Origin of the sequence: Nostoc sp. UHCC 0302, from assembly GCF_038096175.1 — a bacterium.
Taxonomy (GTDB): domain Bacteria; phylum Cyanobacteriota; class Cyanobacteriia; order Cyanobacteriales; family Nostocaceae; genus UHCC-0302.
Window position 1 is genome coordinate 49,045 of the sequence record NZ_CP151101.1, and the last position, 12,211, is coordinate 61,255.

The 12,211-nt window shown below is 40.0% G+C and carries 13 protein-coding genes and 1 pseudogene; 4 read left to right on the plus strand and 10 right to left on the minus strand.

Going from position 1 to position 12,211, the window contains the following annotated elements:
• Window positions 1–7: 7 nt before the first annotated feature.
• From WKK05_RS38590 to WKK05_RS38635, 10 genes are all read right to left on the minus strand, one after another.
• Window positions 8–859, minus strand: coding sequence for a hypothetical protein (locus WKK05_RS38590; protein WP_341531814.1), 852 nt, complete (start codon window positions 857–859; stop codon window positions 8–10).
• Window positions 860–919: 60 nt separating this feature from the next.
• The gene (locus WKK05_RS38595) at window positions 920–2,086 is read right to left on the minus strand and encodes a helix-turn-helix domain-containing protein (RefSeq protein ID WP_341531815.1); all 1,167 of its coding nucleotides are present in this window, start codon (window positions 2,084–2,086) and stop codon (window positions 920–922) included.
• Window positions 2,087–2,148: 62 nt separating this feature from the next.
• Window positions 2,149–2,802, minus strand: coding sequence for an alpha-ketoglutarate-dependent dioxygenase AlkB (locus tag WKK05_RS38600; RefSeq protein WP_341531816.1), 654 nt, complete (start codon window positions 2,800–2,802; stop codon window positions 2,149–2,151).
• Entirely contained in the window at window positions 2,768–3,466 is a 699-nt protein-coding gene (locus WKK05_RS38605) for a hypothetical protein (protein ID WP_341531817.1), read from the minus strand. The genes WKK05_RS38600 and WKK05_RS38605 overlap by 35 nt, the downstream gene beginning before the upstream one ends.
• Window positions 3,463–4,029 carry a DnaJ domain-containing protein gene (locus WKK05_RS38610; RefSeq protein WP_341531818.1) on the minus strand — a complete coding sequence of 189 codons (567 nt, stop codon included), beginning with the start codon at window positions 4,027–4,029 and terminating at the stop codon, window positions 3,463–3,465. The genes WKK05_RS38605 and WKK05_RS38610 overlap by 4 nt, the downstream gene beginning before the upstream one ends.
• Window positions 4,026–4,397 carry a hypothetical protein gene (locus WKK05_RS38615; protein ID WP_341531819.1) on the minus strand — a complete coding sequence of 124 codons (372 nt, stop codon included), beginning with the start codon at window positions 4,395–4,397 and terminating at the stop codon, window positions 4,026–4,028. Before WKK05_RS38615 ends, WKK05_RS38610 begins: the two co-directional genes overlap by 4 nt.
• Before the next feature lie 318 nt (window positions 4,398–4,715).
• Window positions 4,716–5,213 (minus strand): hypothetical protein, encoded by a 498-nt coding sequence (locus WKK05_RS38620; protein WP_341531820.1) that lies wholly within the window; start codon window positions 5,211–5,213, stop codon window positions 4,716–4,718.
• Between the two features lie 147 nt (window positions 5,214–5,360).
• Window positions 5,361–6,296: a hypothetical protein gene (locus tag WKK05_RS38625; protein ID WP_341531821.1), complete on the minus strand. Its 936-nt coding sequence runs from the start codon at window positions 6,294–6,296 to the stop codon at window positions 5,361–5,363.
• Between the two features lie 128 nt (window positions 6,297–6,424).
• Window positions 6,425–7,468, minus strand: a complete 1,044-nt coding sequence (locus tag WKK05_RS38630) for a hypothetical protein (protein WP_341531822.1) — start codon at window positions 7,466–7,468, stop codon at window positions 6,425–6,427.
• A 117-nt stretch (window positions 7,469–7,585) separates the two neighbouring features.
• Window positions 7,586–7,894, minus strand: a complete 309-nt coding sequence (locus WKK05_RS38635; protein WP_341531823.1) for a hypothetical protein — start codon at window positions 7,892–7,894, stop codon at window positions 7,586–7,588.
• Window positions 7,895–8,804: 910 nt separating this feature from the next.
• On the opposite strand from WKK05_RS38635, the gene WKK05_RS38640 reads away from it, so the two are divergent.
• The 4 genes and pseudogenes from WKK05_RS38640 to WKK05_RS38655 all read left to right on the plus strand — a co-directional run bounded on the left by WKK05_RS38640 (window position 8,805) and on the right by WKK05_RS38655 (window position 12,191).
• Complete coding sequence (locus tag WKK05_RS38640; protein WP_341531824.1) at window positions 8,805–8,957, plus strand: plasmid partition protein ParG; 153 nt, start codon at window positions 8,805–8,807, stop codon at window positions 8,955–8,957.
• Between the two features lie 81 nt (window positions 8,958–9,038).
• On the plus strand, window positions 9,039–10,310 hold the full coding sequence (locus tag WKK05_RS38645) for a patatin-like phospholipase family protein (protein ID WP_341531825.1): 1,272 nt from the start codon (window positions 9,039–9,041) through the stop codon (window positions 10,308–10,310).
• A gap of 73 nt (window positions 10,311–10,383) precedes the next feature.
• Window positions 10,384–10,533, plus strand: a pseudogene (locus WKK05_RS38650) (transposase); the annotation flags it as partial.
• Between the two features lie 173 nt (window positions 10,534–10,706).
• Window positions 10,707–12,191, plus strand: coding sequence for a serine/threonine-protein kinase (locus tag WKK05_RS38655; protein ID WP_341531826.1), 1,485 nt, complete (start codon window positions 10,707–10,709; stop codon window positions 12,189–12,191).
• Window positions 12,192–12,211 lie beyond the last annotated feature (20 nt).

Here is a 12,211-nt window from a genome sequence, read left to right on the forward strand (position 1 = left end):
TTATGAACTAGAACTCTACATCTTCATCTTGTGCCAACCATTCTCGTGCAATTGCTTTAGCATCGATTTGGGAAGTTGGAACTTGGTAACCGCTAATCTCATCAAAAACTGATGTAGCTGAACGCCATAAACTTTTATTTCTCATTGCAAAGCTAAACTTGGTCATAAACTGCTGTTTAGCATCTTTATCTAACTGTACAAAATAATCCAATCGCCCAGAATCAATTTGCCAATCATAGCGAGCAAAAGCATTAAGGCAAGCTTGCTCTGGTGAAATATCAAGACCATTTGAACGTAAAGAGAGAGTTTCTAAGACTCGACGAATTGATGGGGACTTGGTTGATAAATCAATTGGTCTACTATCAGATGACTGTGGAATTACTTCAAGAGGATACTGCTTTGATGGTGGTGAAGGTGGTAAAAACTTTATGTTGTCATGAGTTGCACAATAAACAGTTATAAACTGTTTCTCCAACCTGTGTAGTTGCCATTCTTCAGCCATTGCCACTGGCTGCAATCCTCCAATAGTTTTAAGTGCAACATGAGCGCGTTCTTTTAAAGGTTGAAGAATCTCTAATTGCCATTGTTCATTAGAACTTTTTGCGGCTTTTATAATCATACGCCAATCAGCGATCGCTTGCACTTCATAACTGGCAGTGGCAAACTCGACTAACTTCTTGGCACTGGGAAAGAAATCTAAAGTCAGAATTGCTTCTTTAACCGCACAGGTAAATTCTTGATCGTCAAGATGTTCATTGAGATATTCTGACCAAATTGCGATCGCTTCCGGGCATAATTCACGGTTAAAGTGGGTTTGCAATATTGAAATACCTTTTTCAAACTTAGACTGTGTAATCATAATTGGCAAAAAGAGGAGAATGTATATTACGTTGGAGTAGTTGTGTAGGCTCTTACTTCCTTAAAGTTCAAAAGGAGTGTTAGCAGCTTGCCGAATACGCTCTAATTCCTGTTGGTGATTAACAGCAGCGGCAACATTAACTTGCTGTCGGGTTTGACGAGCTTGTTGCCACTCGATCACCCAAATCACTAACTTCTGCCAACACCGAGGGTCAGCTTCGCATTTGTTGATCACGTTAAAGCCGAGTGCAATGGTTGGTTCTTGCCTCTGTTTGCAATTCTGTGAAGCGACGTAAACTGCAAATTCGTGTGAGACATCGTTACCGCCAGTGAGGATGCAGCCGCTTTGACGGTAAGTTTTGACGTATTGACCAATTTCTAAACAAGCCCAGTCAACTAACTCTGGCTTTTTGAGGGTGATGCCTTTTTCATCAAGTTGTTGATATTTCTGGAGTTTGGCAAGATCACGAGATGAGCGCTCTGTTGAGGCAGGGAATGAAATAATGTTCGTTTGTTCGGATTTATCGAACAAACCCAGGACTTTTGACCCAAATGCAGAATCTTCGTTTTGAGTCATAGATTCTGGGTTTCTTGGTAAAAAAGAAAATTCTGGGCTTTGGTATTCCTGTTCTTGAGGTTGCGGTAATGGGTTGGCTTGAAGGAGTTTTTGAAGTTGAGTCTCTGTAGGAGAAAAATCTTCAACTTCAATCAAGTCGCTTGAGATAGAGGGCGATTCTTCTCTGTTGTGTTTTTCTTCTAATTGTTTTTTTTCTAATTGTTTTTCTATATGAGGGGTGGATGATCCAACGTTGGATAGCCCACCTATGGATGACCCACCGTTGGATGAGCCATCGATGGACGAGCCATCGACGGGTAACCCACCTATGGATGACCCACCTATGGATAAATGATTTTCTCGAAAAAACTTTGTGTCTTCTTTGCTAGTGAAAATGTAATATTGCCAATCAAACTTACCATTATTTGGATTGTTTTCTTGGACTCTAACTAAATAGTCATTTTCTTCAGCATTTTTAATAGCGCTACGAATTTTGTCTCGTTTATACCCCAGATATTTTTCGATTACTGTAAAACTAATATCAAAGTTTTCATCGTGAGAAGCGACCCAACAAATTAACCTAAATGTTGAATCAGTAAGATTATAATCACGAATTAAACTGTTGGGAATTGCTGTAAACTGTTTGGAGGGTTTACCATTACGAAAGCCCATAGAATTCTCCTCAAATATTGATAATTTTGGATGTAAACATTACCAAGAGTGATAACAACAGATCATCCTTTACCCCCAACGTGCGGTCGAAATGTGAGATTGAACCGTGTAGTCACAAACTTAGTGGTTTTGGGTACTTGATGCAGATGGGTACTCTGACAGCCTGGAAGCATCACCAGCAGACTCCCATGCTCCAGCCAAAAGTCAGTAGGCTTGCCCCCGATGGGCTTGATTTGGAATTTCCTCGCTGAACCTAAACTGATGGATGCAATCGCCGGATTTAGCCCCATCGAAGCTTCACTATCGTTGTGCCACCCGATACTGTCTTGGCCGCTTCTGTACTGATTGCCAATCACAATTCGGAAGCTGTAGGCAGTGGTCGCGGTGATAGAGTCACGTAACTTAGCTAAAGGTTCTGTCCAAGGCGATGGTTTGAGTAAGACGCTCTTGGAGTAGAGGTAATCACAGCCTTCATCACCATAAATGCACTCTAGGCGTTCGCGTAGCGTCTCCCTTCGGAGAGGTACAAGCAACGTTTTACCAAGCATACGTATTTGGTTTTGTTTCCATTGCAGTTGTTGACAATGTTGGTAAAGTTCTGAGGCTTCTTCCTTAGAAAGAAAATTTGGATAGTAATTGACTGGTAAAACTGCCGTCGGTTCATCAAAAAATTTATCTGTTTCATAAATACTTCCCTTGAGCAATCGTCCGAACAATTTCTTCTGCCCGTTCTTGAGTTATGGCCTGTTCTGGATTCTTGTAAAAACCCAGGATTTGAGACTTGGGGCGAATAATAATTTGTTGTTCCGTTGCGCGTTTATCCCACACAAAACATGAGATGGTGATATTATCCGTCGCCCAACGAGTACCCCTTTTGTCCTTACGAAAGCAAAAGCGGGGCATGATGATGACAAGTGACGGCGGATGCTGCTGTAAGAAATCCGCCCGATCATCACAGGGTTCGAGAAAACTGGTTAACAAGAATGCCGCGACACCGATACGAGCTTTCTGGTAGGCATTCTTAATAATTGGGGATGCAAACTCTGAATATGGGGGATTAGTGCAGATCCAATCGCACGCTGGAAAATCATCCCAGGACTCGGACAGTGTTGCATCCAAATGGTAATTAGCCTGTTTGTTGGGGTCAATATCGTTAGTCCAGATATTTGTGGTGTGTGGCCAAACCCGAAGTAAAGAAGCGATGGCGTAAGCGCCCGCCGCAGGCATCGCCCCATGTCCGACACATGGCTCACCAATCACACCAGATAACGGAACGTGGCGCAGTAGTTCAGTTGTAAACCACGATGGAGATTCGTAGAAGTTCAGAAGATGCCTACCAATAGTTTGTAGTTGTGGTGTCAACAGTTGTGCAACAGTCATACTGCCTCCTGTGTCTGGTGTATTTTTGCTGGTGGTAGATAAAACACATAAGGGGTATTAAACCCAAACTCCAAGCGATAGTATTTCAACGCCCACTCTTCTCTTAGCCTTTGATTTGGTGCAATCTCTAACAGTAATTGGCGATATTTATCTCGAACATGAGGAGTTGATTTTGGGAACAATACCCCTTCAAACCATTCAGTACGAGGTCGCATATAAGCACGGGCGAATCGTTCTATGCAGGTTGAGAACCACATCCCCTGATTCTGTGACTTGGCAGTTTCAAAAGCATTGCGCCAGTCTTTTATAAACTTTTTACGTAAATCTTCTAATCGAGATTCCCAATAATTAACCCAATAGTCATCATCTAATTTGTGGAAATCAGATGCACAAGATTTCAACAAATCATAAGCAGCATCTACTCTGATAAATTTGGCATTACTGCCCCCACAATCAGGATGTGTATTAAGGGCTGCGGTTCGGTAGGCTTTCTTTAGGTCAGCCATTGCAAAGGGCGATCGCAGTTTGAGGATTTGTAGGGCTTGGGTTATTGTTAGTTTCATACTACTTCCAAAAACTCTTTTATCTCTAATGCTGAAATTTCTTCACCCCTCACCCAAATTTTTAGATAATGGCAATACCTAAAGTCTTTGAGAAGTTTTTTTAGACTTCTATCATCATCTTCATCAACAACCAAAATCTGAAAATGGTCTGCGGCGTATGGATAATATTCTGCAAAATCTCCATCAAGCCATAATCCAATTAGGTGAACTAAATTAACTCCCTTGACGTCATCAAAGTAACCTGCGATTACTAGTGGTTGTTTTTGTATCCATCTTTTGACATCAAGAAAACGATTTTGGTGATTCACACCTAAAGAATCATTTACTAGTTGTTCAATGAGTTCTTCTTTTTGGTATCCGAATAGCATTCTCTGCTTCTCCTTTGAGCTTTTGAGTAATATTAACGCGTGTCCGATGCGCTCGCTGGCTGATTGCACTGGTATACTAAACACGTGCGGTCACTCTTACCTCCACGGGGTAAAATTATTCCACTGAAACCAACTTGAGCCAGCCTCCGAATAGCTAGCGGTGCGGTGGACTGCCAAAGGATTGCCCCAGCAGACCAAACAATTCGCAATTCGCAATTAGGGACGTAATTGATAATTGATCCACCTTGGAGCCAAAGCCTCTAATTTTAGTTATGAGAAGAAAGAAAATATGTAGTATCAATACCCAAGTCCCCGCATTCATGCTGGGGTATTATTAATTGCGAATTGCGAGTTGCGAATTGCGAATTGGAAATGGCTCCAGCGAGATGAAAGCCAACGCGATTCAACAGAGCGGTCGTAACGCCACAGTTTGAAAGAGATGTTCCAGTGCGCGAGAAACTCTAACGCTACCGGCTTGGACTGCATCAATATTTCCTTATCCCCAGGAATTAAAGTTAATTCTTCACACAGGCGGGGAAGCTTTACAGCCATACCACCGTACTCTACGGTGTACCACTCGATACCGCTGATATTTTGGCTTACCTGCTCTGTCCAAAGTGCTTGTCGCTTATCGGCTGTATCTTGCGCTTTTGTAAGGAACATATCGAAACGCAATACTGCTGCTACTGGGGACAAACCGCCTTTTGCTGTGTGGTTTTGTAGTGCTAAGTCGCAAGCTCCTTCCCAACCGGTTGCATTGATTTGGTCTATCTGAGTAGCGATCGCTGCGGCTCTTGGGTCTTGAAATCGTGTCATTAACCTCTCCTTATCTGTTACTTATTCTTTGTTTCATCAGCAAGCTTTAGAATCAATTTGGAATAGGCGACTCAAAAGATATCGGTTTAATAGCCAGCATTTAGCAAAAGAAAACTCAAGTTAGTGATAACTTCTGGCAGATGGTTACTAAACCGATACTCTTTCCTTCTTACTAGCGAAAGCCCCCGCCTGTCTGAGGGCAAAACTGGGGTGAGGATGTGCAAAGAATTCTTCTACAGCTTTGGTCAAGCCGGCTGCAACTTCTGGGTCATGGCAGGCGTAGACGTAGACATCTTGCTGAGTACCATTAACCAGTCGTGTTTCTTGGCGCGAGCCTAAATGTGGGTAGAATGTTCTCACCCATGTGCCAAGATGTCCCCGGTAGTGAGTGCCGCTTAGGGGGACTTTCTTACCGAGTTCAATCTCAGCAAAGTTGACCACCCCTAGCCAGCGTTCTTCTTTTGGGGTTAGCAATTTTGTGTTGTGTTCAGCCAAAAGGTTCCCGGCAAAGTCTTTAAATTGTTGTTCCATGTATGGGTTGAGTCTGCCACCTGTAAGTTCAGCGAGAGTCTTCATCGCCAGGACGAAAGTTTGCAAACGCTGTTCGACTGGGGGAAGCGCTAGGACATTGCTAACCTCAACTTTTGGTGTAATATTTGGTACTTGGACAATTAGTTCTAAGATGATAGTTCGCACTTGTGCAGCTACCTCAGATTCAGTTAGCAGCATTGCAATACGGAGTGTACCAAGGGGTGAAAATACCCTGGCTTGGGATGTCCGGGATGGTAACCCCAAATAGGAGCGACCATCTAACAACTCTTTACCAGTCAACTTCTTAGTTTCGTTAGCCCGAAACTCTTGACCATTTCTCTCGTAAATATGCTTAACACCCTGTATAGAACATTGGAAGTATTGAGCTAGCTGTTCAACTGTTGCCCAACCTTGCCCATTCCAAACAGCAAACACAAGGGCTTTTGCTTTGTTTAATACATATTGAGAATGCGTATCATCTAATCCATCTAACGCAGATGTTCTAAGAGATGGAGATTCAACTAAGGCGCTTGGATTCAAAGATAAACTCATGCTGGCTCCTAATTGTGCTTCAGCAGGAAACAAATAAAAAGTTTGGCAGTGCTTGAAAAAATGTATCTGCTCTAAGTAGAGATGAGCAGCAATATTTACTGCTGCCCACTTCTGGTTTTATGCTGCGATTAATTCTGGCTCGTGCTTTCGTCGCCGCTGCATTCATCAGAACTCAGTAATTCAAAGGGTCGAGCTAATAATTCCTTACAATCAGCAAGTTTTATCTGGATGCTGGGTAAGATTTCTAGCATTGATAAGCGCCAGACTGCATCGAATGCAGACTTACACATCACTTGTTGATTCTCCCGACTGCTTATCACCCACCAATTCCCGTCAGTGCATCCGACTTCACCCAACAGATGGTGATTATGGTATATGCGACCGTCATTGTAGATATCGAAGCCGTATTTCTCGCATTCAACAAAAATCTGGGACATGATTTCATTACCAGTGATGCAAATTTCTTCTGGTAACTGCTCTTGTACTGGTAATGTGCCTTGCTGGTACTGTTGCTTGATAAAGCTGTGGCATCTGGCTGCGGAGAGGTCGCGGAAAATCTCAACTGAGTTTACCAGAACTCGCCAGTATAAATTCTCGTAATTGTCATGATCGTAAACAATACTGGCTACAAGATAGTCATCACCAATAAACGCTTCCTGGTCATAGTCTGAGATTTCCAGGATTCTTGGCGCTTGTGGGACTTCAAGCGGTACAGGGAATGTTTCCCTGAGTGTGCCGTCTTTGTGATGCCATTCAATGAAGCGTTGGCATCGAGAAACAGTAGTGTAGCGGAATCTCTCCTTACCATTGACCATCACCACCCAAGGCTGAGTTGCGAACTCGTCATAATCATAAGCGATGTAAGCGACGAGTTCTTTGCCACAGTAGACCTCGTAGTGATTAGAAGTGATTTCTACTGTTGTCAAGGGTTCAGGTGCAACAGCTTGGGCTTGAACGGTGATGTAGCTGTTGAGTTCGGTTTGGGCAACAGCTTGTTCATTAGCGACTTTGTAATTTAGGGTGGACTGGTGTGTAAGAATAGCTTGTACCCAGCATTCTTTACAGCGTTTGTCTATAACTTTGATAGAACAGGTAAGCTGAGAGTAAATAGTTTTAAGTTGCCTGAGAGTTTTGTGTTGCAGCTGTTGATAGGTGTAAACGGGGTAAGTCATAATAGAAACTCCTGTGAAAGGGTCAAAGGGCGATCGCTTAGTTTGCGAGACGGGGCGGTCGTCTTTTGAATTAGTAATATAAGCGTTTAACTATTTGCTTACGCTTATGTTAATATTTTAGTCTAGTGTCTCTAGACTGTCAATAGATTCTAGAAAAATTTTGGCGGAGTTTGTCAAAAATGATTCGACGTTAGAACCCAATGCTTCTAAGATAACTTTAAGTTTTTCAGTAGAGACGCTTGAAGCTGCTGTAGGATAACGAGTGGGGTCTTCCAGCATATGGATATATTGAAAAGATACTTTTTCTCCTAGTTCAGTTACTTTTTCAGCAACTGCTCTAACACTCTGTTGTCCTCGCAATCGCCTAAGTTTTTGTCCTAAATGCTTGTTCCAATAAATTGAGGCAACCATTTTTAAATCAATCATAGTAATTTCCTGTCTATTTTCTATTGACATAAAGCTAACAGTTTACTTAATCTAGAGTCAATGGTTAATAGACAGCATAGAGCGATAGCTCCGTAAGTGATCGTCACTTTGGCATGGTTTGATAAACTAGACAGGTTTTGTCGCTTAAAGAAATTGTTGGCCGAGAATTAAAAAAGAAGCTTGCTGCATTAGAGACTCAAAGTATTATTTCAATTAATTCTGAATTAGCTGTCGAATTTTATTAAAGAATAAGCTTGCTGTGAGTTCCACGTGTTTATAAGGTTTCAGTAGAGTTTTTGTAATTTCCGATGGCACACCCGTCTGCCGGAGGCAATGGCATTAGTCGGCTATGGGACAATAAGAATTTATGAGAAGCAGCAAAACCTGTGTTGAAGCACCTGGGAGAATTGAAGCGACCGTATTTGACTGAGTTTGAAGAATAACTTTTGAGGTTTATCGAGCAAGAATCTTTATTTGTCAATTAGTTCAGGCAACATTAAACGCTCACCTGCACTAATTACCGAGAATGGCAAGGATTACCCACAGGCCTATTAGCACTACGAGTTTTGGAGCGAAGGCGATAAGCTCCCGCTTAAGCCAAGGGCTATTGCACTCTCAAACCCTCAAAGTACATTCCCAAGCGGTTATTGAAGCGAGTTCAGCAGATGGAGCGGGAGAAGGTGGCAGTGAAGGGGATATTGCAGGTGTTGGGGGTGTTGAAATCGTAAGCAACCCTTTGCTGAATTCTAGGATCAAGGAGTAGTAAATAGACTGTAAACATTTAGTCAAAGAGTTTAGATTTTCTTATGCTTAACCACTATCGTAAATCTACTGAATATTGTTAATATCAATCTGGAATGAAGTTTTGTGCATTTGTAGCTTTGTATAGACACTATTTAGAATAACCGCTATGCATATCAGTATTGCAGACGACTTGAAAAAACGTTTTCATGCAGCTTGCGCTTTACGTGGGCTGAAGATGAGCCAAGTGATAACTGAGTTAGTTGAGCAATGGTTGAAAACCAACGAAACCTCTCAATTACTAAGAGAAAGAAGGGACTAAGCTAATTAGAAGAATGCTCTACGAAATGGCTTTGCAGGAGTAAATTTAATGTGCTTGATGTAATTTTTAAGGAATAGTTATATGGGCTTTCAACGTGCAGTATTGTCAATTGATGGTGGTGGTATTAAAGGTATCGTTCCAGCCATGATTTTAGCTAAAATTGAGGAAGAAACACAAAAACCAATATGCCAGCTTTTCGATTTAATTGCAGGAACATCAACAGGCGGTATATTAACGTTAGGACTTACAAAACCAAGTGAAAAAGATCGTACTAAACCTAAATTTACAGCTAAACAATTAGTAGATTTATATGTAAAACAAGGAAAAATTATTTTTCAAGGGAGAGAACCAGAAAAATCAAATTTTGATAATAACATAATAAATATTGTAAAAGAGTTAGGAAATTTATACATAGAACAAGGAAAAGGAATTTTTCAAGGGAGAGAACTGGAAAAATCAAATTTTGATAACGCTAAAGAAAATCTTTTAAAAGCTATACTGAATAAATTTCTTCCACAGATAGAAGCAGAAGATTTATTTAGTAGCAAACATTCTCGCAAAGGGAAGAAAAAAGTAATTAATGATTACTTAAAAGATACATATATGAAAGAAGCACTTGCTGAAATTTTAATCACTAGTTATTCTACTAATTTTAGAAAACCGATTTTTTTCACAAGTAATTCCCAAAAGGAAGAAGAATATAAAACATCTAAATTATACCGAGTAATATGTGAAGGATACACGATGGAAAATGCAGCATTAGCAACTTCGGCTGCACCTACATACTTTAAACCCTATTGGGTTGATGCTATCAACCATCCAGATAAAGGGTATACGTTAGTTGATGGTGGGGTATTTGCTAATAATCCAACTTCTATTGCAATTATAGAAGCAATGAATTCTTACAAAGCCAAGAAAGGAAAAAATATTCCTTTAGATGAGTTGTTGGTAGTATCATTAGGTACAGGAAGAAAAGCCCGTGGATTAGATATCGACGAGATAGCTAACTGGGGACAAATTAAATGGATAGAACCATTGATTGATATAACTTTGAATGGTCAAAGTGAAGTAGTAGACTATCAAATGGAACAATTACTATCAGCTAAATTGCAACGAAGTATTCAGGAGCAACAGTATTATCGATTTCAACCACAATACTCAGAAATAAAAAACTCAAAACACTATAGTATGGGGGAAAATGATTTAATTTATGTAAATGACAAAATGGATGATGCTAGTACTGACAATATTGATAATTTAGTAGAAGCGTCGCAGAGATTTATCAATAAAGAAATATATAATTTAAAAAGATTAAGTAATGAGTTGTCTAAAATCGTAAGATCTGATTTGTAAAGAAAATTTATATAAACAGACCCTCGTTTTACTCTGGCTCTAGGCTGAATCGATAACATTTATGTTGTTGTCGATGAGCAGTCTACCCCCAGTTGAAAGCGAAGAGCGCAAACCCTACTCAAATGACTTAAGCGATGCTTAATGGTTAATTCTCAAGCCTAAAGGATTTGGACATCCAGTAGAAGTAGATTTAAGAGAAATTGTGAATGCTATTTTCTACGTCTAACGTACCAGATACTAGTAAATACTACTACCTTGCCGCCCTCCTATTGCACAACTGCGTAGGGTCATTGATTCGTTTAATGGTCAAGCGAAAGATATCTTGAGCTTTTGTTTACGAATCAGATCTAATTTATTAAGTATTGTTTGTCAGCGATCTTTATTTTGAGTAATGATATGAATGAGTTTATAAAAGAAAAATTAAAAAAGCGTGGCTATTTTATTAAAAAAGAACTAGGTAAAGGTGGCTTCGGCATTACCTATCTTGCTATTAATACAAATAGTCCAAATAATTTAGTTGTTATTAAGGCTATAAAAGATGAATTACTGCAACACATACAATCTGATAATATTAATCGACAAAAACTATTTCAAGCAATAGATTCATTTAAAAAGGAAGCTGATACTTTATTTAAGATTCAACATCCTAATATTGTCAAGATTTATCAAACTTTTTTAGAAGAGTTAAAACTACCAAATGGCGGATCTTTCAACACTCAGAATAGCAATGTAGCTCCATTAGAATTACTATTCCTTGTAATGGAATATATTGAGGGAAAAAACTTAAAAGAGCTTGTAAGTAGTAGAGATTCTTTCCTACCAGAAGCAGAAGCATTAGGTTATGTTAAGCAAATTGGTGAAGCTTTAACAGTTGTTCATAATCAACGGGTGTTGCATCGTGACATTAAGCCAGAAAATATTATGGTGCGTACAAATAATAAAGAGGCGGTACTGATTGATTTTGGAATAGCGCGAGATTTTATCCCTGAAATTACCCAATCGCAAACCGCGATATTTACAGAGAAATATGCTCCACCTGAGCAGTTTCACAGAAGGGATAGACGAGGGCATTTTACCGATATTTATAGTCTAGCTGCAACATTATACTATCTGCTAACTAAAAAAGATCCAATTAGCTCAAGAGAAAGAGACAGAAAATCGCGTCCAGACGAACTGATTGAACCTAAAAAGATTAATCCTGATATCAGTGATGGGGTGAACAGAGCAATTCTTTGGGGGATGGAACTAGAGTCTAGTAAACGACCTCAGAAAGTTGAAGATTGGCTGGTACAATTTTTACCTCATTATGACCTACTATTGAGCGAGTGCAACATGAACTACACTCAGCTACGCGATCTGCTTGCAGCCAAAAAATGGAAAGAAGCAGATGAGGAAACTTTAGCTGTCATGCTTAAAGCAACTGGTAGAGAAAAAAAAGGCCGGCTAAGTTCTAAATCTATTAAAAAATTTCCCTGTACTGATTTATGCACTATTAACCAACTTTGGGTAAAATACAGTAATCAGAATTTTGGCTTTAGTGTGCAAAAGCCTATCTGGCAAAGCGTTGGTCATGACTATAAAAAGTTTGGCGAGGATGTCGGATGGAAAAGATTAGATTTAAACAAGCTAACTTTTAACAGAAGTAGAATAAATGCCAGTGGGCATTTCCCTGCTCAGTTTGCTCTCCAGCATCTATGGCTTCCACCTGTGACTTGGGGCTTTCTTGGATGGATTATACTGGCTTTTACTATAGTACTTACCTGGGGTTGGAGTTTGGTTTTTTTTATGGCTTTTTTTGGATTCTATTACGTAGTTGAGCAAGCTAGGTTGAACAGACTCTCTTCTCTTTTCGAGAAAATGGAAGAATGCGAGAAATTTTAATCTATAGGCGTTTCCGGATT

Coding starts and splice junctions, on each gene's coding strand:
- WKK05_RS38625 (WP_341531821.1), bottom strand. CDS start 6,296: ATGAGTTTATCTTTGAATCCAAGCGCCTTAGTTGAATCTCCATCTCTT.
- WKK05_RS38630 (WP_341531822.1), bottom strand. CDS start 7,468: ATGACTTACCCCGTTTACACCTATCAACAGCTGCAACACAAAACTCTC.
- WKK05_RS38590 (WP_341531814.1), bottom strand. CDS start 859: ATGATTACACAGTCTAAGTTTGAAAAAGGTATTTCAATATTGCAAACC.
- WKK05_RS38620 (WP_341531820.1), bottom strand. CDS start 5,213: ATGACACGATTTCAAGACCCAAGAGCCGCAGCGATCGCTACTCAGATA.
- WKK05_RS38595 (WP_341531815.1), bottom strand. CDS start 2,086: ATGGGCTTTCGTAATGGTAAACCCTCCAAACAGTTTACAGCAATTCCC.
- WKK05_RS38610 (WP_341531818.1), bottom strand. CDS start 4,029: ATGAAACTAACAATAACCCAAGCCCTACAAATCCTCAAACTGCGATCG.
- WKK05_RS38645 (WP_341531825.1), top strand. CDS start 9,039: ATGGGCTTTCAACGTGCAGTATTGTCAATTGATGGTGGTGGTATTAAA.
- WKK05_RS38615 (WP_341531819.1), bottom strand. CDS start 4,397: ATGCTATTCGGATACCAAAAAGAAGAACTCATTGAACAACTAGTAAAT.
- WKK05_RS38635 (WP_341531823.1), bottom strand. CDS start 7,894: ATGATTGATTTAAAAATGGTTGCCTCAATTTATTGGAACAAGCATTTA.
- WKK05_RS38605 (WP_341531817.1), bottom strand. CDS start 3,466: ATGACTGTTGCACAACTGTTGACACCACAACTACAAACTATTGGTAGG.
- WKK05_RS38655 (WP_341531826.1), top strand. CDS start 10,707: ATGAATGAGTTTATAAAAGAAAAATTAAAAAAGCGTGGCTATTTTATT.
- WKK05_RS38640 (WP_341531824.1), top strand. CDS start 8,805: ATGCATATCAGTATTGCAGACGACTTGAAAAAACGTTTTCATGCAGCT.